This is a genomic window from Coprococcus phoceensis, assembly GCF_900104635.1.
Classification (GTDB): Bacteria; Bacillota; Clostridia; order Lachnospirales; family Lachnospiraceae; genus Faecalimonas; species Faecalimonas phoceensis.
Genome location: NZ_FNWC01000006.1, coordinates 21,615 through 44,997, shown reverse-complemented (window position 1 = coordinate 44,997; position 23,383 = coordinate 21,615). Strand labels below are relative to the sequence as shown.

The 23,383-nt window shown below is 39.1% G+C and carries 21 protein-coding genes; 20 read left to right on the top strand and 1 reads right to left on the bottom strand.

From position 1 onward, the window contains the following. Window positions 1-136: 136 nt before the first annotated feature. The 7 genes from dnaA (at window position 137) to BQ5364_RS01060 (ending at window position 9,122) form a co-directional block, all read left to right on the top strand. Window positions 137-1,522: a chromosomal replication initiator protein DnaA gene (gene dnaA, locus BQ5364_RS01090; protein WP_004613285.1), complete on the top strand. Its 1,386-nt coding sequence runs from the start codon at window positions 137-139 to the stop codon at window positions 1,520-1,522. Window positions 1,523-1,793: 271 nt separating this feature from the next. Beyond that, the gene (dnaN, locus tag BQ5364_RS01085) at window positions 1,794-2,903 is read left to right on the top strand and encodes a DNA polymerase III subunit beta (protein ID WP_071143461.1); all 1,110 of its coding nucleotides are present in this window, start codon (window positions 1,794-1,796) and stop codon (window positions 2,901-2,903) included. A gap of 3 nt (window positions 2,904-2,906) precedes the next feature. Continuing rightward, window positions 2,907-3,116: an RNA-binding S4 domain-containing protein gene (locus tag BQ5364_RS01080; protein ID WP_004613287.1), complete on the top strand. Its 210-nt coding sequence runs from the start codon at window positions 2,907-2,909 to the stop codon at window positions 3,114-3,116. A gap of 22 nt (window positions 3,117-3,138) precedes the next feature. Beyond that, window positions 3,139-4,236, top strand: a complete 1,098-nt coding sequence (gene recF / locus BQ5364_RS01075) for a DNA replication/repair protein RecF (protein ID WP_071143460.1) — start codon at window positions 3,139-3,141, stop codon at window positions 4,234-4,236. A gap of 10 nt (window positions 4,237-4,246) precedes the next feature. Beyond that, window positions 4,247-6,163: a DNA topoisomerase (ATP-hydrolyzing) subunit B gene (gene gyrB / locus BQ5364_RS01070; protein WP_004613289.1), complete on the top strand. Its 1,917-nt coding sequence runs from the start codon at window positions 4,247-4,249 to the stop codon at window positions 6,161-6,163. 17 nt (window positions 6,164-6,180) lie between these two features. Continuing rightward, window positions 6,181-8,625: a DNA gyrase subunit A gene (gene gyrA / locus BQ5364_RS01065; protein WP_004613290.1), complete on the top strand. Its 2,445-nt coding sequence runs from the start codon at window positions 6,181-6,183 to the stop codon at window positions 8,623-8,625. A 44-nt stretch (window positions 8,626-8,669) separates the two neighbouring features. Then, window positions 8,670-9,122: a superoxide dismutase family protein gene (locus BQ5364_RS01060; protein ID WP_004613291.1), complete on the top strand. Its 453-nt coding sequence runs from the start codon at window positions 8,670-8,672 to the stop codon at window positions 9,120-9,122. A 60-nt stretch (window positions 9,123-9,182) separates the two neighbouring features. Here the strand turns inward: BQ5364_RS01060 and BQ5364_RS01055 are convergent, their stop codons facing one another. After that, entirely contained in the window at window positions 9,183-9,623 is a 441-nt protein-coding gene (locus BQ5364_RS01055; RefSeq protein ID WP_004613292.1) for a C-GCAxxG-C-C family (seleno)protein, read from the bottom strand. Between the two features lie 289 nt (window positions 9,624-9,912). On the opposite strand from BQ5364_RS01055, the gene BQ5364_RS01050 reads away from it, so the two are divergent. From BQ5364_RS01050 to BQ5364_RS00990, 13 genes are all read left to right on the top strand, one after another. Next, window positions 9,913-11,094, top strand: a complete 1,182-nt coding sequence (locus tag BQ5364_RS01050; RefSeq protein WP_022251134.1) for a BMP family lipoprotein — start codon at window positions 9,913-9,915, stop codon at window positions 11,092-11,094. 81 nt (window positions 11,095-11,175) lie between these two features. After that, the gene (locus BQ5364_RS01045; RefSeq protein WP_022251133.1) at window positions 11,176-12,717 is read left to right on the top strand and encodes an ABC transporter ATP-binding protein; all 1,542 of its coding nucleotides are present in this window, start codon (window positions 11,176-11,178) and stop codon (window positions 12,715-12,717) included. Continuing rightward, window positions 12,710-13,849 carry an ABC transporter permease gene (locus BQ5364_RS01040; RefSeq protein ID WP_071143459.1) on the top strand — a complete coding sequence of 380 codons (1,140 nt, stop codon included), beginning with the start codon at window positions 12,710-12,712 and terminating at the stop codon, window positions 13,847-13,849. The genes BQ5364_RS01045 and BQ5364_RS01040 overlap by 8 nt, the downstream gene beginning before the upstream one ends. After that, on the top strand, window positions 13,849-14,790 hold the full coding sequence (locus BQ5364_RS01035) for an ABC transporter permease (RefSeq protein ID WP_071143458.1): 942 nt from the start codon (window positions 13,849-13,851) through the stop codon (window positions 14,788-14,790). The genes BQ5364_RS01040 and BQ5364_RS01035 overlap by 1 nt, the downstream gene beginning before the upstream one ends. 41 nt (window positions 14,791-14,831) lie before the next feature. After that, window positions 14,832-15,617 carry a uridine phosphorylase gene (gene udp / locus BQ5364_RS01030; RefSeq protein ID WP_071143457.1) on the top strand — a complete coding sequence of 262 codons (786 nt, stop codon included), beginning with the start codon at window positions 14,832-14,834 and terminating at the stop codon, window positions 15,615-15,617. A gap of 10 nt (window positions 15,618-15,627) precedes the next feature. Beyond that, window positions 15,628-16,293 (top strand): deoxyribose-phosphate aldolase, encoded by a 666-nt coding sequence (gene deoC, locus BQ5364_RS01025; protein ID WP_004613299.1) that lies wholly within the window; start codon window positions 15,628-15,630, stop codon window positions 16,291-16,293. 19 nt (window positions 16,294-16,312) lie between these two features. Then, window positions 16,313-16,732, top strand: coding sequence for a cytidine deaminase (locus tag BQ5364_RS01020; RefSeq protein ID WP_004613300.1), 420 nt, complete (start codon window positions 16,313-16,315; stop codon window positions 16,730-16,732). An 11-nt stretch (window positions 16,733-16,743) separates the two neighbouring features. After that, window positions 16,744-17,721 (top strand): adenosine deaminase, encoded by a 978-nt coding sequence (gene add / locus BQ5364_RS01015; RefSeq protein WP_071143456.1) that lies wholly within the window; start codon window positions 16,744-16,746, stop codon window positions 17,719-17,721. 23 nt (window positions 17,722-17,744) lie between these two features. After that, complete coding sequence (locus BQ5364_RS01010; protein ID WP_071143455.1) at window positions 17,745-18,935, top strand: phosphopentomutase; 1,191 nt, start codon at window positions 17,745-17,747, stop codon at window positions 18,933-18,935. 13 nt (window positions 18,936-18,948) lie between these two features. Next, window positions 18,949-19,587, top strand: coding sequence for a YczE/YyaS/YitT family protein (locus tag BQ5364_RS01005; protein ID WP_004613303.1), 639 nt, complete (start codon window positions 18,949-18,951; stop codon window positions 19,585-19,587). Between the two features lie 18 nt (window positions 19,588-19,605). Further along, entirely contained in the window at window positions 19,606-20,334 is a 729-nt protein-coding gene (locus BQ5364_RS01000; protein WP_022251131.1) for a Crp/Fnr family transcriptional regulator, read from the top strand. A 19-nt stretch (window positions 20,335-20,353) separates the two neighbouring features. Further along, the gene (locus BQ5364_RS00995) at window positions 20,354-21,175 is read left to right on the top strand and encodes a purine-nucleoside phosphorylase (RefSeq protein WP_004613305.1); all 822 of its coding nucleotides are present in this window, start codon (window positions 20,354-20,356) and stop codon (window positions 21,173-21,175) included. Window positions 21,176-21,205: 30 nt separating this feature from the next. After that, window positions 21,206-23,296 (top strand): bifunctional metallophosphatase/5'-nucleotidase, encoded by a 2,091-nt coding sequence (locus tag BQ5364_RS00990; protein WP_071143454.1) that lies wholly within the window; start codon window positions 21,206-21,208, stop codon window positions 23,294-23,296. Window positions 23,297-23,383: the final 87 nt, after the last annotated feature.

Sequence of the window (23,383 nt, the reverse complement as noted above, 5' to 3'; positions counted from 1 at the left end):
TTTCCTTATTTTTCGCTGTTTAAAAAGTTTTCCACATGGATTAATCATTGCTTATCTACTTATTTTGATGTAGAATAGTGTAGAGATATACTCTGGAGTAGGTATACCTTAAATGTAAAGATTAGGAGTTAACGGAATGAATATTGTAGCGGAAAAATGGGATGAGATTATCCACAAATTGAAGATCGAATATGGACTTTCTAACGTTTCTTTCCGGACCTGGATTGAACCCTTGGAAGTTTACAATGTATCAGATTCTACGGTTTATATTCTTGTGCCTTTAAAGTCAAGTGTGGATTATATTAATCAAAAATATCTTCTGCCTTTTCAAGTCTGTATTGCAGAGATAACCGGACAGGAATTTGAAGTAAAATTTATTACAGTTGATGATTCTCAGAATATTAATGTAAAGAATCAAGATGACACTTATAAAAAGAATGCAACTCAAAACAGTATTTTTGAGCAGGCGAACCTTAATCCAAAATATACTTTTGATACATTTGTAGTTGGTGGAAACAATAATTTTGCCCACGCTGCTTCTTTAGCTGTATCAGAATCTCCGGGAGAGATTTATAATCCTCTCTTTTTATATGGAGGTGTTGGACTTGGGAAGACCCATCTGATGCATTCTATTGCACATTTTATATTAGAAAAAGATCCGACGAAAAAAGTTTTATATGTCACAAGTGAAACTTTTACAAATGAATTGATCGAAGCATTAAAAAGTGGTAAAACAAGCGGCGGCAACGAGCTTGCGATGACTGCTTTTCGTGAAAAATACCGTAATATCGACGTTTTGCTGATCGATGACGTTCAATTTATTATCGGAAAAGAAAGTACACAGGAAGAATTTTTCCATACCTTTAATCATTTACATGTATCAGGTAAACAGATTATTATCTCAAGCGATAAGCCTCCGAAAGATATTGAGACTTTAGAAGCAAGACTTCGAACGCGTTTCGAGTGGGGATTAATTGCCGATATTTCTTCACCTGATTATGAGACAAGGATGGCAATTCTTCGCAAAAAAGAAGAATTAGACGGACTTCAGAAATATCATATCTCGAATGAAGTTATGCAGTATATTGCTACCAATGTAAAATCGAACATTCGTGAGCTGGAGGGTTCACTGAATAAATTGATTGCACTTCATAAATTAAAAAATGAAGAGATTAATATTATGCTCGCCGCCGAGGCGTTAAAAGATATTGTATCACCGAACAAAAACAGACAGATCACTCCGGAACTAATATTAGAAGTTGTTTCCGAGCATTTTTCTGTCTCTATTGCGGACTTAAAAAGTGGAAAACGTAATGCGAACATTGCAAACTCAAGGCAGATTGCAATGTATTTGTGTCGTACAATGACAGATACTCCTTTAAAATCAATTGGAATTATGCTCGGAGGGCGTGACCATTCTACCGTCAGCCATGGAGTAGATAAAGTTACCGAAGATATTAAGACCAATGAAGCATTAAACAATACAATTGAGATTATTAAAAAGAAAATTAACCCAGTTTAAGATTTGTTTATAAGTCGTATAAAGAACGTGAATAAACTGTTGATAACTTGTTTACAAGATGTGGATAAAAAAATAGCCGATTTTTCGCAAAAAGTTGTCCATCTCTTGTCAACGTAAACTTTTTTATTTATCAACACAGTTTTCCTGTCCTTAAATTCCGTTAAAATCGGGGTTTTCTAGGGTTATACACATATCCACAGCCCCTAAGACGGATACGGCGGATAACTTTTAATAAATATATACACAAAGCAACCCGAAAGGAGTTATACACATGAAAATCATTTGTACAAAATCAAACCTTGCAAAAGGAGTTAACATTGTATCGAAAGCAGTTCCTTCTAAAACAACAATGCCTATCCTTGAATGTATTCTTATAGATGCAACAACAGATATTATTAAGTTAACAGCTAATGATATGGAATTAGGAATCGAGACTATTATTGAAGGAGACATTATTCAAAAAGGAGTTATTGCTATAGATGCAAAGATTTTTTCAGAAATTGTCAGAAAACTTCCTGATAATGAGATTACAATCGAATCAGACAGCAATCTTCAGACAATGATTACGTGCGAAAAAGCAAAATTTAGTATTTCTGCAAAATCCGGAGAAGATTTTTCCTATCTTCCATATATTGAAAAAGCAGAATCTATCACTTTATCACAATTTACATTGAAAGAGTTGATTCGTCAGACAATTTTCTCAATTGCAGATAACGATAGCAACAAATTAATGACTGGTGAATTGTTTGAAATTGATGAGAATATTCTGAAAGTAGTATCGCTTGACGGACACCGAATTTCGATCAGGAAGACGGAATTGACAAAAAAATATCAATCGAGAAAAGTTGTCGTTCCCGGAAAGACATTGATGGAAGTTAGTAAAATTTTGTCAGGTGAAGCAGACAGTACAGTATGTCTGTCATTCACGGACAACCACGTTGTATTCGAATTTGATAACACAGTTGTTGTGTCGCGTTTGATTGAAGGAGAATATTTCCGTATCGATCAGATGTTATCCAGCGACTATGAAACAAAGGTTAAAATCAATAAAAAAGAACTTCTGAGTTGTATCGACAGAGCAACGCTTCTGGTAAAAGAAGGAGATAAAAAACCAATCATTATCAATATTATGGACGAGGTTATGGAATTGAGAATCAAATCCCAGCTAGGATCCATGAACGAAGAGATTATGATTTCCAAAGAAGGAAAAGATCTCTTGATCGGATTTAATCCGAAATTCTTAATTGATGCACTTCGTGTGATCGAGGATGAGGAAGTTACAATTTATCTTATGAATGCGAAAGCACCATGCTTTATCAGAGATGAGAAGGAAAGCTATGTGTATTTGATTTTGCCGGTTAACTTTAATGCAGGAGTTTAAGAAATGGAAATTATAAAATTAAGAGAAGAATTTATTAAACTTGGTCAGGCTTTGAAAGCGGCAGGACTTGTAGAATCCGGAGTGGAAGCAAAAGAAGTGATTCAGGACGGTCTTGTTAAAGTCAATGGAGAAGTCGACACAAGAAGAGGAAAGAAACTTTATGATGGCGACATCGTATCTTTTGATGGAACAGATATAAAGATTGAAAAATAGAACATGAATAGTTGGTGTAAGGATGATAGTAAAGTCTTTAAAATTGAAAAATTTTAGAAATTATAATTTGTTAAACATAGAGTTTGATGCAGCTACCAATATTTTTTGTGGGGATAATGCACAGGGAAAGACTAACATTCTCGAATCCATCTATTTGTCGGGGACGACAAAGTCTCATCGCGGAACGAAGGACCGTGATATGATACAGTTTGGACATGATGAAGCTCATATCGAGACTGTAGTAGAAAAAAATGGAATTCCGTTTCAGATTGACATGCATTTAAAGAAAAACAGTCCGAAGGGAATTGCAATTAACAAAATACCAATTCGCAAGGCAAGTGAATTGTTTGGAATTATCAATATCGTGTTTTTCTCGCCGGAGGATTTGAATATTATCAAAAATGGACCGGCGGAGAGAAGACGTTTTATTGATTTGGAACTTGCACAGCTTGATAAATTATATCTCAGCGACCTGTCGAACTATAATCGAATCATTAATCAGAGAAATAAATTGCTAAAAGATGTCTATAACAGGAATGATCTGCTTGAGACCCTTGAAATATGGGATCTTCAGCTTATTCAGTATGGAAACAAGATTATTGAGAGACGAAAACAGTTTATCGGGCAGGTGAATGAGATTATCTCAGAAGTGCACAAGAAACTGACCGGTGGAAGAGAAGAATTAAAGCTTTATTACGAACCGGGAATTGGAAATTTAGAATTTGAAAAGGCACTTTTGAAAAACAGAGAGCGGGATATTCGAATGAAAAGTACTTCCGTCGGACCTCACAGAGATGATATTTGTTTCATGACAAATGATTTGGATATACGTAAATTTGGTTCTCAGGGGCAGCAAAGGACGGCGGCGTTATCATTGAAATTATCAGAGATTGAACTTGTAAAAGAGATTATAAAAGATACGCCAATATTATTATTGGATGATGTTTTGTCTGAATTGGACAAACACAGGCAAAACTATTTATTAGATAGCATTCGCGATGTACAGACTCTAATCACGTGTACAGGATTAGACGATTTTGTGAATCATCGTTTTTCTATAAATAAAATTTTATATGTAAAACAAGGAGAAGTAAAGGTTCTGAACGAATCGAAAATATAGGAGGATTTATATGAGTGCAGAATATGGTGCAGATCAAATCCAGATACTAGAAGGATTAGAAGCAGTAAGAAAAAGACCGGGAATGTATATTGGGAGTACCTCGATTAGAGGACTTCATCATTTGGTGTATGAGATTGTAGATAACGCAGTAGATGAAGCATTGGCGGGATATTGTGATACGATTTTCGTATCGATTAACGAAGATAATTCCATTACAGTTATTGACAATGGGCGTGGTATTCCGGTAGGAATCAATCACAAAGCAGGACTTCCGGCGGTAGAGGTTGTATTTACGGTACTGCATGCCGGAGGAAAATTTGGCGGTGGCGGATATAAAGTATCCGGAGGACTTCACGGGGTTGGTGCGTCTGTTGTAAATGCACTCTCTGAATGGCTTGAAGTTGAGATTTACAACGAAGGAAAAGTCTATAAGCAGAGATATGAGAGAGGCAAAGTAGTCTATAAATTAAAGGTTATAGATGAATGTGATGCACAAAAGACAGGAACAAAGGTTACATTTCTTCCAGACAAAGAGATTTTTGAGGAGACAGTGTTTGATTATGACACGTTGAAACAGCGTTTCCGTGAGATGGCATTTTTGACAAAAAATCTGAAGATTGTCCTGAAAGATGAAAGACCGGAAGAGCCGATTGAGAAGACTTTCCACTACGAAGGCGGAATTAAAGAGTTTGTGCAGTATCTGAATAAAAGTAAGACACCTCTTTATGAGCAGATTATTTACTGTGAAGGTGAAAAAGACGGTGTCGCAGTAGAGGTTGCAATGCAGCACAATGACTCTTACAGCGATAACACATATGGATTTGTAAATAACATTACGACACCGGAAGGCGGTACACATGTCGTTGGATTCCGAAATGCTTTGACAAAGACGTTCAATGAATATGCGAGAAAAAATAAATTATTAAAAGATAACGAGCCAAATCTTTCCGGAGAAGATATCCGAGAAGGTCTGACAGCGATCATCAGTGTAAAGATTGAAGATCCGCAGTTTGAAGGACAGACAAAACAAAAATTAGGAAACAGTGAGGCGCGCGGTGCGGTTGACAATATTGTTAGTACGCAGTTAGAGATTTTCTTAGAGCAGAATCCAAATGTAGCAAAGATGACAGTGGAGAAGTCTGTCATGGCTCAAAGGGCAAGAGAGGCAGCCAGAAAAGCGAGAGATCTGACAAGAAGAAAATCTGCGTTAGAAGGAATGTCGCTTCCGGGAAAGCTTGCGGACTGTTCTGATAAGGATCCTGCAAACTGTGAAATTTACATTGTAGAGGGTGACTCTGCCGGTGGTTCTGCAAAGACGGCCAGGGACAGAGCAACACAGGCTATCCTGCCGCTTCGTGGAAAAATCCTGAATGTGGAGAAAGCCAGATTAGATAAGATTTATGCCAATGCAGAGATTAAGGCGATGATAACTGCATTTGGAACTGGAATACATGAGGATTTTGACATTTCAAAGCTTCGTTATCATAAGATCATCATCATGACAGATGCCGATGTCGATGGAGCTCATATCAGTACGTTATTATTGACATTCCTGTATCGTTTTATGCCGGAGCTGATCAAAGAAGGTTATGTGTATTTGGCACAGCCTCCACTTTATAAGCTTGAAAAGAACAAAAAAGTATGGTATGCGTATAGTGATGAAGAGTTGAATAAGATTCTTTTGGAAGTTGGAAGAGATGGAAATAACAAGATTCAGCGTTACAAAGGTCTTGGGGAGATGGATGCAGAGCAGCTTTGGGAGACAACTATGGATCCGGAACACAGAATTTTACTTCGTGTGACAATGGACGAGGAATCTACATCGGAGTTAGACCTTACATTTACAACTTTGATGGGAGACAAGGTAGAACCGAGACGAGAATTTATCGAAGAGAACGCAAAATATGTAAATAACCTGGACATTTAGAGATTGGAGAATGAAAAATGGAAGATAATATTTTTGACAAAGTGCATGACATTGATCTGAAAAAGACAATGGAAGAATCTTATATCGATTATGCGATGAGTGTTATCGCTTCCCGTGCCCTCCCGGATGTCCGGGACGGTTTGAAGCCGGTACAGAGAAGAATTTTATACTCAATGATTGAATTGAACAACGGTCCGGATAAGCCACATCGTAAATGTGCCCGTATCGTCGGTGATACGATGGGTAAATATCACCCGCATGGTGACAGCTCAATCTATGGTGCACTCGTAAATATGGCGCAGGAATGGTCTACAAGATATCCGCTTGTCGATGGACATGGAAACTTTGGTTCTGTAGATGGTGACGGCGCTGCGGCGATGCGTTATACAGAGGCTCGTCTGAGTAAGATTTCGATGGAACTGACGGCTGACATCAACAAGAATACAGTTGATTTTACACCGAACTTTGATGAGACGGAAAAAGAACCGTCTGTACTTCCGGCAAGATTTCCGAATCTGCTTGTGAACGGAACATCAGGTATTGCTGTAGGTATGGCGACAAACATTCCACCTCACAATCTGCATGAAGTAATCAGTGCGGTTGTAAAAATCATTGATGATCAGATTGATGAAAATGGTGAGACGACAATCGAAGATATTTTACAGATTATCAAAGGTCCTGACTTTCCGACCGGAGCAATGATTCTCGGAACACGCGGAATTGAGGAAGCATACCGCACCGGACGTGGAAAAATCAGAGTGCGTGCGGTGACAGATATTGAGCCAATGCAGAACGGAAAGAACCGTATTGTAGTGACAGAACTTCCGTACATGGTTAATAAAGCACGTCTGATTGAAAAGATTGCAGAGCTTGTAAGAGATAAAAAAATTGACGGTATCACAGATTTAAGCGACCAGTCAAACAGAGAAGGTATGAGAATCTGTATCGAACTGCGCCGTGACGTGAATGCAAATGTCATTTTAAATCAGTTATATAAACATACACAGCTTCAGGATACATTTGGTGTTATCATGCTTGCACTCGTAAACAATGAGCCGAAAGTCATGAATATTCTGGATATGCTGAATTATTATTTAAAGCATCAGGAAGAAGTTGTGACAAGAAGAACTCAGTACGAGTTAAATAAGGCAGAAGAGCGCGCCCATATTTTACAGGGGTTACTGATTGCCCTTGATAACATTGACGAAGTAATCCGCATTATCCGTGGTTCGAAAAATACACAGATTGCAAAAGAAGGCTTGATAGAAGCATTTGAACTTACTGAAGTACAGGCACAGGCGATTGTGGACATGAGACTTCGTGCTCTGACAGGTTTGGAACGTGAAAAGTTGGAGACGGAATATGCAGAGTTAATGAAACGAATTGGCGAATTGAAAGCAATTTTGGCAGATAGAAAACTGCTGTTAGGTGTGATCAAGGAAGAGATTTTAATCATTGACGGTAAATATAGTGATGAGAGAAGAACTTCAATCGGATTTGATGAATTTGATATTTCCATGGAAGATTTAATTCCAAGACAGGATGTTGTCATTACAATGACGAAACTTGGATATATCAAACGTATGACAGTAGATACATTTAAGAGCCAGAACCGTGGAGGAAAAGGAATCAAAGGAATGCAGACGATTGATGAAGACTATGTGGAAGAGTTGTTTATGACGTCGACGCATCACTATATCATGTTCTTTACGAATACAGGGCGTGTATACCGCTTAAAAGGATATGAGATTCCTGAGGCGAGCAGAACTGCAAGAGGAACTGCAATTATCAATCTGCTTCAGTTAATGCCGGATGAAAAGATTACAGCCATGATTCCAATTGATGAATATAAAGAAGGACAATATCTGTTCATGGCTACCAAGAAAGGTCTCGTGAAGAAAACACCGATTACAGACTATGCAAATGTAAGAAAGACAGGGCTTGCGGCAATCACACTTCGAGAAGAGGATGAGTTGATCGAAGTGAAATTCACAGATCAGGATCAGGATATTATTCTTGTCACAAAATATGGACAGTGTATCCGATTTAACGAAAAAGATGTCCGTGCAACCGGAAGAACTTCTATGGGAGTTCGTGGAATGAATCTTGCGGATCGCGATGAAGTAGTCGGAATGCAGCTTCATACACAGGGAACCCATTTGCTGATCGTATCTGAAAAAGGTATGGGTAAACGTACGGCAATGGAAGAATTCACATCGCAGAATCGTGGTGGAAAAGGTGTGAAATGCTATAAGATTACGGAAAAGACCGGTAATGTAGTCGGCGTAAAAGCAGTTAATGAAGACAATGAGATTATGATCATTAACACAGAAGGAATCGTAATCCGTATGGAATGTAATTCTATTTCTGTGCTTGGACGTATCACATCCGGAGTGAAATTAATTAACTTAAATGACAATGCGACAGTTGCAAGTATTGCAAAAGTAAGAGAGACAGAGTAACCAAAACAACAATATTTGCATATGCTGATACAGGAGGTGAGAGGATGCTTTCTATCACGAACACAATGCCTGAGGCATATGCAAAGATAAAAGGAAATAAAAAATATCCGAATTTAAAGGGAACGGTTTCTTTTTATGGAGTACATGGGGGAACGATTGTTGTAGCAGAAGTGACAGGACTTCCGGAAAATAGTACATTTCATGGATTTCATATACATGAAGGAGAAAATTGTACTGGAACAGAAGCAGAACCATTTCAAAATGCAGGAACGCATTATAATCCCAAAAACACACAACATCCGAATCATGCGGGAGACTTGCAGCCATTATTGGCGAATCATGGAACCGCATTCGGTGCATTTTATACTGACCGGTTTTATCCGGAAGATGTAATCGGGAGAACGGTTATCGTACATGAAAATGCAGATGATTTTCGGACACAGCCGTCCGGAAATTCAGGGGCGATGATCGCTTGCGGGAAGATAGTGAGAGAATAACACAAATTGGTTTAAACAGGGGAGATGAAAGCTCTATGAGTTATGATCTCCCCTTAAGTTTTACAATTCTCTCAAGATAATTTCTGCTGTTTTCTTCACGGTAGCGGCAACAAATTTCGTACACTGCTCTTTTCTTTCAGGAGAATTCTTTTCTTTTCCTTTTGTGAGAATACGACAGCATGTACCACCGCAGGTTTCACGGAAGAAATCATGTAATTCTTTTGTCAATTCAAAACATTTGTTGATTTTTGGATCTCCCGGAGTTTTTCTTCCGAAAAAGTATCCGATACACATCGTACCACCGGCAAGAGCTCCGCAGATGCAGCCGCCACCGCCAAGCCCCCATGGAAAACCGGAACTCATCGCAATAGCATCGTCAGACATTTCCAATTCAAAATTTTTCTTGATTGCATAGATGATAGATTCTGAACAGGCAAAGCCCTGATTAAAAATCTCAACAGCATCTTTTTGCAATTGGTCTAAATTTACGTCTTTTGTCATTTTTTAACCTCTTTCTCAATAATAATATTTTCTTTTGACTTTTCTAAATAAATTATAGAGCAAAAAAATGTTATTTTCAAATCTGTTTATTATTTCTTAAGTTGGTTAAAATAAAAAGAGGTTATAAACGAGTTAAAAATGCACAAAAAACATAAAAAATTACTATAGAAATTTTACAAAGTATATTTTGTTTTGACAAAAAAGGACATAAGTCCTATAATGGAAAAGCAATATATGTTATTGTTCAATTAACAACCGATTCTAACAAAAAAAAGGAGGACACGTATTTATGAAAAAGAGAGTTATTGCAATGTTACTTGCAGGCGTGATGGCATTATCATTGACCGCATGTGGTGGTGGAGACAGTGATAAAGGGAAAAAAGAATCAGGGAAAGAAATGAAGGTAGCAATGGTTACAGACTCAGGAGATATCACAGACCAGAGTTTTAACCAGACAACTTATGAATCAGGGAAAGCCTGGTCAGAGGACAACGATGTAGAATTTACTTATTACAAACCGGAAAGTGACAATGATGAGGCGAGAAAAGCAAGCGTTGATCAAGCTGTTGCAGATGGAGCAAATGTAATTCTTTTACCAGGATATTTATTTGCGAGTGCAGTAATTGAAAAATCAGAGATGTATCCGGATGTAAAATTCGTTGCACTTGATGTTGGAGCAGGAGACATCCTTGGCTCAGCACTTGGTGATGAATATGATGGAAACGAAGAAAACTATGATGTAAAAGAATATTATCATGCAGATAATGTTTACTGCGCGACTTATCAGGAAGAACTTTCAGGATATATGGCAGGATATGCAGCTGTGAAATTAGGATACAAACATCTTGGATTCCTTGGTGGAATGAAAGTACCGGCTGTAACACGTTTCGGATACGGATACGTACAAGGTGCTAACGAAGCAGCAAAAGAACTTGGAATTACAGATCAGGTACAGGTAGAATATGTATGTGGAGGTCAGTTCTATGGAGATGCTGACATCACAGCTTACATGGATACATGGTATGGAACAAAAGGTGTAGAAGCTGTATTTGCATGTGGTGGTGGTATTTATACATCAGCAGCAGAAGCAGCAGCAAAAGTTGGCGGAAAAGTAATCGGTGTAGATACAGATCAGGCTCCGATTATCGACAAAGCTGGTGAAGGATTAACAATCACATCTGCTATGAAAGGACTTGGAACAACAGTTACAACAGTTCTTACAGATATCAAAGCAGACAAATGGAGCAACTACGGAGGAAAAATTGATAAACTTGGTTTAGTATCTGAAAATGCAGATGAAAACTTTGTACAGCTTCCAGTGGAATCTACACAGTGGAATGATGGATTTACAGAAGATGATTATCATGCACTTGTAAAATCAATGTACGATGGAGATATCAAAGTTTCTAACGACATTACAGCAATGCCAAAGACAGAAATTACAGTAAACGACTACGGTAGCATTAAATAAATACTGAGTTGAAATAAGGGGGAGCAGGTGTGACGCCTGCTTCCTTTTTCATTAAGAAAAGGGAGAGGAGGTATGTAAAGGATGGGAAATTATGCAATTGAGATGCTGAATATTACAAAACGTTTTCCGGGAATCATTGCAAATGACAATATCACTTTACAGCTTAAAAAAGGTGAGATCCACGCGCTTTTAGGAGAAAATGGCGCGGGAAAATCAACACTGATGAGTGTACTTTTTGGTTTGTATCAGCCGGAGGAGGGTGAGATACGAAAAGACGGAAAAAAAGTGTCTATCAATGACCCGAATGATGCGAATGCACTTGGAATCGGAATGGTTCACCAGCATTTCAAATTGGTGGAATGTTTCAGTGTCTTGGATAACATTATTCTTGGAGTGGAGACGACAAAGGGAGGTTTACTCAAAAAAGATGCAGCGAGAAAGAAAGTCATGGATCTTTCTGAAAAATATGGTCTTTCAGTAGACCCAGACGCTTTGATCGAAGATATCACAGTAGGTATGCAGCAGAGAACGGAGATTTTAAAGATGCTGTATCGAGACAACGAGATTTTAATTTTTGATGAACCGACAGCGGTACTGACTCCACAGGAGATTCAGGAGCTTATGGAAATCATGAAGAACCTTGCGGCAGAAGGAAAAAGTATTCTTTTTATCACACATAAGCTTGGCGAGATCATGCAGGTGGCAGACCGATGCAGTGTACTCAGAAAAGGAAAATATATCGGAACGGTAGACATCAAAGATACAACACCGGAAAAGCTTTCAGCAATGATGGTAGGTCGTGATGTTAATTTTGTAGTGGAGAAAAAGCCGGCAAAACCAGGTGAGGTTGTCCTTGATATAGAAGGCATGACGGTTGCTTCAAAACACCATAAAAACAATGCGGTAAACAATGTATCTCTTCAGGTGCACAGAGGAGAGATTGTGTGTATTGCAGGAATCGATGGAAATGGACAGACAGAATTTGTATATGGATTGTCCGGATTAGAGCCATTAAAGAGCGGTAAGATCACAATGAATGGGGAAGATATCACAGAGATGTCAATCAGAAAGAGACTGACATCCGGCATGAGTCATATTCCTGAAGACAGACATAAACATGGTCTTGTACTTGATTACTCATTGGAAGATAATATTGTGCTTCAAAGATATTTTGAGCCACAGTTTACAAACAAATTTGGATTTTTAAAACGAAAAGAGATTCGTAAGTATGCAAATCGGCTGATTGAACAGTATGACGTAAGATCCGGACAGGGAGCAATCACAAAAGCTCGTTCTATGTCAGGAGGTAATCAGCAGAAAGCGATTATCGCGCGTGAGATAGATAAGAATCCTGAACTTTTGATTGCAGTGCAGCCAACACGTGGTCTGGATGTAGGAGCGATTGAATATATCCACAAACAATTAGTGGCACAAAGAGATGCCGGAAAAGGTGTTCTTCTTGTCAGTTTGGAACTTGATGAGGTTATGAATGTCTCTGATAGAATTCTCGTAATGTATGAAGGTGAGATTGTGGGAGAATTTGATCCTAAGGAAGTGACGGTAGAAGAACTTGGACTTTACATGGCAGGTTCTAAGAGAAAGGGGGCAGGAACAAATGAATAATCAGATAAAAAAGAAAGAAAGTATCTTAAGAAACAATGGGTTTCAGACAATCATTGCGTCTCTGCTCTGTATTATTATTGGACTTTTGATTGGTTATATCGTGCTTTTAATCATTAATCCAAGCGGTGCGGGAGAAGCAATCACAGCAATTTTAAAGAACTTCTTCTATTACCCGAGTGAAGTTGCGGTGAAGAAATATTTCGGAACGACACTTGTAAAAGCATCTGCACTTTTGATGTGTTCTCTTTCGGTATTGTTTGCATATAAAGTAGGATTGTTCAATATCGGAGCAGCCGGACAATATGTAATCGGCGCAGGGGCATGTCTTTACTTTGGACTTCAACTTAAAATGCCTTGGTATGTATGTTTGATCGCAGCAGTTGTATCAGCAGCAATTGTCGGAGGAATTTCAGGGTTATTGAAAGCATATTTTAACGTAAATGAGGTTATTTCGTGTATTATGCTGAACTGGATTGGACTTTATAGTGTTAACATGTTGCTGACAAAAGTAAAAGATGCATCGACACCATATACAAAGCCATTATCCAGCACAAATAAAAACGCGTTGCTTCCGAATGCAGGTTTAGATAAACTGTTTGCCAATAATGAATTTGTTACAATCGGTCTTGTACTTTCCGTTGTAATGGCAATTGTTGTATGGGTAATTTTAGAAAAAACAAAATTCGGATATGAATTAAAAGCAACCGGATTAAATAAAAATGCAGCAAAATACTGCGGTATGCGTGAAAAAAGAAATATTATTTTAACAATGGTAATTGCAGGCGGACTTGCAGGACTTGGTGCTGGAATCTTTTATCTGACTGGAATTGAGCAGTGGATGGTTCAGCAGACAACAGTTCCGGCAATGGGATTCAATGGAATTGCAGCGGCATTTCTTGGTGGATCAAGCCCGATTGGAGCGATTTTTTCATCATACTTTATCCAGCACATCACAAGTGGTGGTACTTATGTAGACAAAACAATGTATTGTACACAGATTTCTGATTTGATTTCAGCATTTATCATTTATCTGTGCGGATTCGTACTTTTCTTCAAAATGTGGCTGAATAGATTTCTCAATAAAAGAGAAGAAAAACGTCTTGCAAAAGAGCAGAAAGGGGGAGAAGCATAATGTTGTTATTAGTTCAGTATACGTTAATATTTGCTTCTGTTCTGGTTCTCGTAGCACTTGGAGGATGTTTCTCAGAACATAGTGGCGTTATCAATATCGGATTAGAAGGAATCATGGTTATGGGTGCTTTAGGAGGAGCGCTTATGATGAAATATATTCCGGCAGGAATGGCTGCACCGCTTGTAATTTTGCTTGTTGTGCTGGCAAGTGTTCTGATCGGTATGATTTTTTCAATGTTACTTGGAGTGGCAGCAATCAAATTTAACGCAGACCAGACACTGGTAGGTACAGCGTTAAACTTATTAGGACCTGCAGCAGCAGTTGTATTAGTAAGAGCAATCAATACAGCAGAAAGTGTAGACAATGTATCTTCAACAGTGGCATATGGACATTCTAAAAAAGCATTTGTTATGAATATTGGAGGTTTTGAGTTTAACTGGTTTATGCTTATTGCACTACTTGTTTTGATTGCGGCATATATTGTCCTTTACAAGACAAAATTCGGACTTAGACTTTGTGCGTGTGGTGAACACCCACAGGCAGCTGACTCAGTTGGTATCAATGTATATAAGATGCGTTATGCGGGTGTTTTGATTTCGGGAGCACTCGGAGGACTTGGAGGACTTGTGTATATCACAGCCGGTGTAAGTGAGTGGAAATTTGAAAATGGTGTTGCGGGATTTGGTTTCCTTGCTCTTGCCGTTATGATTTTTGGTCAGTGGAAACCGGTCAATATCGGACTTGCAGCATTATTGTTCGGGCTGTTCCGTGCACTTTCTAATGTTTACACAGGATTTGATGCACTTGTTGCGTTAAAACTTCCAAGCACCGTATACAACATGCTTCCATACATTATTTCTCTGATTGTTCTTATATTTGTATCGAAGAAATCAAGAGCGCCAAAAGCAGAAGGAATTCCTTACGATAAAGGTCAACGTTAGAAAAATAGAGACGGAAAAGTGAAAAAGGGAGGAAGATGACGATGAAGAATTATTCGGAAGATGCAAGCAGACAATACCATATTCAGGTAGCAGAAGGTGAAGTCGGACGCTATGTGATCATGCCGGGAGATCCAAAACGGTGTGTAAAGATTGCACAGTATTTTGACAATCCGATTTTAGTTGCAGATAATAGGGAATATATCACTTACACAGGAACTTTGGATGGAGTGAAGGTAAGTGTGACATCTACCGGAATCGGCGGTCCGTCTGCAGCTATCGCGATGGAAGAATTATATCGCTGTGGAGCAGATACATTTATCCGTATTGGAACTTGCGGAGGTATGCAGACAGAAGTAAAAAGCGGAGATGTCGTAGTTGCAACAGGTGCGATTCGCATGGAAGGAACATCAAGAGAATATGCGCCGATGGAATTTCCGTCAGTTGCAGATCTGTCTGTGACAAATGCACTTGTGCATTCAGCTGAAAAGAAAGGGTATCCTTTCCACACAGGTGTTGTTCAGTGTAAAGATGCTTTTTACGGACAGCATGAGCCGGAGACAAAACCGGTCAGCTATGAATTGATGAATAAGTGGGAAGCATGGAAAAGACTTGGCTGTCTGGCATCTGAGATGGAATCAGCCGCATTGTTTATTGTGGCAAGTTATCTTCGTGTGAGAGCCGGCTCCTGCTTTCTTGTAGTTGCAAATCAGGAAAGAGAAAAACTGGGACTGGAAAATCCGGTCGTACACGATACCGATATGGCAATTCAGGTCGCAGTTGAGGCAATCCGCTCTCTGATTCAGGAAGACCAGAAAAAAGAAAAATAGGAGATAAAAAATGAACGTAAATGAAATGTTAAAACATGTAGATCATACACTTTTGACACAGACTGCTACATGGGAAGAGATCAAGCAGATTTGTGATGATGCAGTAAAATATGAGACAGCCTCTGTATGTATACCTCCAAGCTATGTGAAGCAGGCAAATGAATATATGCAGGGAAAGATTCCGGTTTGTACAGTAATCGGTTTTCCAAATGGATATATGACAACAAAGACCAAAGAATTTGAGACAAAAGATGCGATTGCAAACGGAGCATCTGAGATTGATATGGTCATTAATATCGGTTGGTTAAAAGATAAAAAATATGATCTTGTAGAAGAAGAAATCCGTACGTTAAAAGCAGCATGTGGTGAAAAAATCTTGAAAGTGATTATTGAGACATGTCTTTTGACAGAAGAAGAAAAGATTAAAATGTGCGAACTTGTGACAAATGCAGGCGCAGATTATATTAAGACTTCTACCGGATTTTCAACTGCAGGAGCAACCTTTGCAGATATTGAATTGTTTGCAAAGCATATCGGACCAGATGTGAAGATGAAAGCAGCAGGAGGAATTTCTTCTCTGGATGATGCGGAAAAATTCCTTGCATTGGGAGCAGATCGCCTTGGAACAAGCAGAATGATCAAACTTGTGAAAAATGAAGAGGCGTCCGGGTATTAAAAAAACGGAGGAACTGTGAATGGATAAAAAAATTGCAGAAGAAATGATTGAACTTGCCATAAAACAATTGGATTTTTCATATGTACCGTATTCAGGCTTTAAGGTTGGAGCGGCGCTTCGCACAAAAGATGGACAATATTACACAGGCTGTAATATTGAAAATGCCTCTTACACACCGACAAACTGTGCAGAAAGAACAGCATTCTTTAAGGCGGTCAGTGAAGGCGTAAGAGAATTTGAAGCTATTTGTGTGGTAGGAGGAAAAGACGGGATTCTTACCGATTATGCATCGCCATGTGGTGTGTGCCGGCAGGTAATGATGGAGTTTTGTGATCCGGAGACATTTCAGATTATCCTTGCAACAGGGAAAGAGCAATATGAAGTATTTACGTTAAAAGAGATACTTCCACTTGGATTCGGACCTAAAAATCTGAGGTAGAGGAGAAAAATATGACAGTAAACGAATTGAGACAGTTACCAAAAATCGAACTGCATTGTCATCTGGATGGTTCCTTAAGTAAAGAGTTCGTAGAGACACGGCTTCAAAGAGCTGTGTCTTGCGAAGAGCTCAGTGTTTCCGATGAGTGTACAAGCCTTGTGGAATATTTGAAAAAATTTGATCTTCCGGGGCAGTGTCTTACAGATGAAGAGGGACTTTTTGGAGCGGGATATGATGTACTTCGAACAATGAGCCAGGAAAATGTGTGTTATGCTGAGATTCGCTTTGCACCACTTTTTCATGTGTCGGAACAGATGAACACAGAGCAGGTGATAGAATCACTTTTAAATGGGCTCGAAAAAGGGAAAAAAGACTTTGGAGTAGAATATAATGTAATAACATGTGCTATGAGACATCATAGTGCGAAGCAGAATTATCAGATGATAAAAACGGCATGCCAGTTTCTTGGAAGGGGTGTGTGTGCAGCCGATTTAGCAGGAGCAGAAGCACAATATCCAATGACAGAGTTTATGGAACTCTTTGAACAGACAAAGAAGCTTGGTATGCCTTTTACTATTCATGCCGGAGAATGTGGAAATGCCCAGAATATTGTAGATGCGATAGAAGCCGGGGCAAAAAGAATCGGACATGGTATTGCGATGCGAGGTCATGAAGAGATACAAAAATTGGTAAAAGAGCGCCATATTGGAGTTGAGATATGTCCGATCAGCAACCTTCAGACAAAAGCAGTCAAGAGACCGGAAGAATATCCAATTAAAGAATTTTTAAATGCCGGTCTGCTTGTCAGTGTTAATACAGATAATCGGACAGTGAGCAGTACGTCCATGACAAAAGAGCTTGAATTTATTCAAAGTATGTATGGAGTAAGTGATGAGGAGATCCTTTTGATGATGCGAAATGCGTCGGAGACAGCATTTGCATCTGAAGAACTAAAACACAGACTTTATAAAAAACTAGACGTAATCTAACAAATAAAATGAGGTGAGAATAAATGAACGAGTATAAAAGAATATTTGTGATTGTTCTTGATTCACTTGGAATCGGAGCAATGCCGGATTCAAAAAAATTCGGAGATGAAGGCGTAGATACATTTGGACATATTTTGGAAAAAATGGGCACATTGGAGATTCCAAATCTGCAAAAATTAGGAATGTTAAATTTGCATTCGGCAGGGAAGATGGAAAAAGTCGAAGAACCAAAAGGACGTTATATGAGACTTGGTGAGGCAAGCAATGGAAAAGATACGATGACCGGACATTGGGAGATGATGGGAATCAAGACAGAAAGACCGTTTAAGACATTTACAGATACCGGATTTCCGCCGGAACTGATTGCAGAATTAGAAAAACAGTGTGGCAAAAAAGTCATCGGAAATAAAAGTGCAAGCGGAACAGAGATTATTGAGGAGCTTGGTGAAGAAGAGATCAACACAGGGGCAATGATCGTGTATACATCTGCCGATTCGGTTCTTCAGATTTGTGGAAATGAGGAGACATTTGATCTGCAAAATCTGTACCGCTGCTGTGAAATTGCAAGAGAGATCACGCTGAAAGATGAGTGGAGAGTGGGACGTGTCATTGCAAGACCATATGTTGGAAGGAAAAAAGGAGAATTTAAGCGTACAAGCAATCGCCATGATTACGCTTTAAAACCAACGGGAAGAACAGCGTTGAATGCATTAAAAGACAAAGGTCTTGATGTAATTGGCGTAGGAAAGATCAATGATATTTTCTGCGGCGAAGGAATTACAGAGACACATCATTCAGACAGTTCGGTTCATGGAATGGAGCAGACCATCGAGATCAGTAAAAAGGATTTCCACGGACTTTGCTTTGTTAATCTTGTTGACTTCGATGCTCTTTGGGGACATCGAAGAGATGTGGAAGGATACGGAAAAGAGATTGAAAAATTCGATAAAAATCTGGGTGTTCTTTTGGAACAGTTAAGGGAAGACGATCTACTGATTTTGACGGCAGATCACGGAAATGACCCGACGTATACCGGAACAGATCATACAAGAGAATATGTGCCGTTTGTTGCCTATGCAAAGAAGATGGGGCATGGAGGTCCAATTGAAAATGAAGATACATTTGCGGTGATTGGGGCATCTGTAGCAGAAAACTTTGGCGTTGCGATGCCGGATGGAACAATCGGAAAATCTATTTTAAATAAACTAGTGTAAAGAGAGAAAAAACGTGAAAAGAGAAAAAAGGATAAGAATTATTCTAGCAATTTTGGGAATTATTCTAGTCGGGACAGGTGTAGCATTCAATGCTGCCGCAGCACTTGGAAATGATCCGGTTGGAATTGTCTATGACGGAATCAGAAGCGCTTTAAATCTTTCTTCAGAACAGCTTGGAATGGCATCTAACATTGTAAATATTGTTCTTGTAGTGATTATATTCTTTTGGGAAAGACACTATGTAAATATTGGAACATTTATTTATATTATTCCATATGGGTTCGTTGTAGATCTGGGTGGAAGATTATATCACATGTTGTTTAAGGTTCAGACACTTCCGGTACAGATTGCAGGTGCAGCAATCGGTTGTTTCCTGCTTTATATGGGGGTTGCAATGTACATTACGGCGGATGTCGGACTAGATCCGTTTACCGGATTTGTAATGACAATCAGAGACAAGGTGAACAAACAGTTCCGTGTAGTAAAAGTATGTTTTGACATCTGTTGTATTGTGCTTGGATTTGTGCTTGGAGGAAAGCTTGGAATCATTACGATTCTGACAGCATTGGCGGCAGGACCGGTCATTCAGTTTTTAGCTGAGATTGTTCAAAAACAAATGGAAAAGACAGGACTATTCAGCCAAAGACGATAAAAGAGAGGTGAATAGTGTGTGGGATATAAGACTTTATATGATGCACTTCCATTTTTAAAAGACATTGATAAAAAACGTCAGGAACAGTTTAAAGAATATTTCAGGACGGCGCCACTTTGGGTGATGGATTCATTTCATATAGAAGAGATGGATAAGGGTGTGATATTCGTACGCGAAAATGCACCTGTAGAAAATATTTATTTCATCGGAAAAGGAATTATCGAAGCCATTGACTATAGAGTGCATGGAGTAGCGTATGAGTTTATGCGGTTCGATAATGTGTATGCAATGGGTGGGATGGAGTACATCATGGATATGAAGACTTATAGGACAACGCTTAGAACAGTGACAAGATGTACCGTTGTAAAAATGTCGAGAGCAAATTTTGAAAAATGGATGAGTGCGGATATTCATGCATTAAAACAGGAGGCAAAGCAAGTTGCAAACTATCTTCTGGAGGAGGGAAGAAAAGGGCGGACTTTATTATTTCTTCAAGGGGCGGACAGACTTTCGATGCTTCTCGTGGAACGATTTGAGCGTTACGCAAAAAATGGTCTTCTGCAGGTCCGAGGTGGTCAGCAGGGATTATCTAACTCAACAGGGCTTTGCTTAAAAACGATCAATCGATCAGTAAAAAAGCTATCAGAACAAGGATTGATAACTAAAGAAGGAAATAAAATTTTGGTCGATCAATCACAGTATGAACGTTTAAAAGAAATCATTTCCAAAATCGTAACTTTGGAATAAAGGGAAAAGAGGTAAAAAGATGAATAAAGTATATGAAAAATTGATGATATGCGTGGAGAGTATTCGAAAAAGAATTGATTTTCAGCCGGAGGTTGCATTGATCTTGGGGTCAGGTCTTGGAGATTACGCAGATGAGATTCAGATTGAGCAGACGATCAACTATACGGAAATCGAAGGATTTCCAACTTCAACAGTAGCAGGTCATAAAGGAAGATTTGTATTTGGTTATGTGAATGAAGTACCAGTTGTGATCATGCAGGGAAGAGTACATTTTTATGAGGGATATCCGATGTCAGATGTAGTGCTTCCAACAAGACTGATGGGAATGCTCGGAGCAAAAAAATTAATCCTGACCAATGCAGCAGGTGGTGCAAACTTTGATTTTAAACCGGGAGATTTTATGATCATCAATGACCATATTACAATTGCAATACCAAGCCCTCTGATCGGTGAAAATATAGATGAACTCGGCGTAAGATTTCCAGATATGAGCGAGGTATACAGCCAGCGTATGCGTAAAATCATCAAAGATACAGCAGAAAAAATGGGAATCAAAATGCAGGAAGGTGTATATATGCAGTTTACAGGACCAGCATATGAGACACCGGCAGAGGTTCGTCTTGCAAGAACACTCGGCGGAGATGCTGTTGGTATGAGTACGGCATGTGAAGCGATGGCTGCACATCATATGGGAATGGAGGTATGTGGAATTTCATGTATTACAAATCTTGCAGCGGGAATGTCGACAGAAAAATTAGATCACAAAGAAGTACAGGAGACGGCAGACCGTGTAGCGAAACAGTTTAAAGAACTGATTACAGGAATTGTAACAAACATCTAAAGAGTTTCCGTAAAGGAAGGGGAAAAGAAAATGAATAAGTTATCAAAAAGATTAGGTGCTATGGCGATGGTTCTGACAATGACAGCATCTTATGTACCGGCAGTATTTGCAGAAGATGCAGGAACACAGGAGCCAGATTACACTGGATGGGACACAATAAAAGTATTTGAGACGACAGATGTACATGGATACATTACAGATGTCTCCAGTTACAAAGAGGATACGTTTGAATATCGTCTTGCATATTTTTCAAAAATTGTAAACGATGCACGCAATAACGATGCGTATGAGGACGTACTGCTTTTGGATACCGGTGATATCTATCAAGGTACGCCACATTCTAATCTGACTTATGGTGCAGCAATGCGTGCAGCATATGATCAGATGGACTATGATGCGGTAGGACTTGGAAACCATGAGTTTGACTGGGATGTAAAAACATATGCGACAGATGCAAAAGGAACCATGGCTCCATATGAGATTGGTTCTTACAAGGGGGATTCGGATATTCCTGTTCTTATGAGTAACCTGTACTATAAAGACAGTGGTGAACGTGTAGAATTCACACAGGATTATACGATCGTAGACAAAGGAGATTACAAGGTCGGAATCGTCGGCTGGGCAGATGACTACTCAGCAGATATCAAGGCTTCTCAGATTGCACCATATACAATCGATGACAATCGGGAAAAATTAAAGGAACTTGCGGAAGAAGTAGATAAGAAAGCCGATATTGTGGTTATTCTTGCACATTCTGATCCAAAATCGATTGCAGAAGAGATGGATCCGGAAGTCGTTGATCTTGTGGCAGGGGGACATACACATAAAAATGTAAATGGAACTGCTGATAACGGTATCGACTATATGCAGGGAAATTGCTATGCATATGGATATTCTACAGCAGAGATTAAAGTGAATCCTGAGACAAAAGACGTAGAAGTGACAACACCGGAATTCAGGGACATTTCTCCAAAAGGCGGAGATCATTCTTACTTATATTACAACAATGGAAATAATACACAATTAGATCCGGAAGTTACAAAGATCAGTCAGGCGGCATGGGATGCAGTAAAAGGTGAGATGTACGAAGTACTCGGAACAGTTGACCAAAGTATTACAAAAGACTTTATCGATGAGACGAACGGGACATCTTCTATCGCAGGTAACTGGCTTGCAGATATGATGCTTGCAGCGACAAAAGATCAGAACACAGTGGCAGCATTTGCAAACAGAGGTGGAATCCGTGCAAACCTTGAGATGGCAGAAGGAGCGTCAAGCCGTGATATTACGGTGGCAGATATTTACACAATCTCACCATTTGGAAACCGCATTTTGACATTTGCGATTACCGGACAACAGATGGGACAGCAGCTGGAGCGTGCTTTGATTGGATTAAATCCGGAAATTGATTCTACTGTGGCATATCAGGCTTCGAATTTGGGAGATCAGTTTGCAGGTATCACAGCAACATATAAAGTTGTAGACGGTGGAATCAAAGTATTATCCATCATGACAGATGACGGTCAGATGATTGATGTCAACGACACAACAAAGACATACAACGTATGTGTAAATGAATACTGTGCAACACTGGACGGTTCTGTATTTAAAGGAATGACACCGCTTGTACCGATGGATGAAGCTCCGGTAGATAATTTAAGTACGATTGCGGCATTGAGAGAACACCGTGATACAAAAGGATTGAACATTGAGTTAGATACAACTGTTCATACATTGACATTACAGAACAAGATTCAGCAGTGGAAAGATGCACTTGGAAGTTATGACAAGGCTTCTTTGACAGAGGCAGATCGAACAGAGATTCAAAATATTTTAGATCAGGTAAACTATATTTTATCTTCAGGTGATTTGGCAACAGAAGAAAAGACAGAACTTCAGAACGTGAAAGCAATCGCAGAAGAACTTCTGAAGACAACAGATTCCAAACCAGAAGAAAAACCGGACACAACACCGGCTCCGAAACCAATTACACCGCCAAAAAGGAGTCCAAAAACAGGCGATACAGCAAGTACAATGCCATGGGTAGTGTTAGTTATTGCTGGCGGCGCAGGTGTGGCAGCTATAGAGCTTTCTGCTAGAAAAAAAGAGAATAGAGGATAGATTTAACTGGAACTTTGCAAAAGTATGGTAGAAAAGAAATAACAACTGTAGCAAAATAGTACAATGTAACAATTTAATTGAGACGAG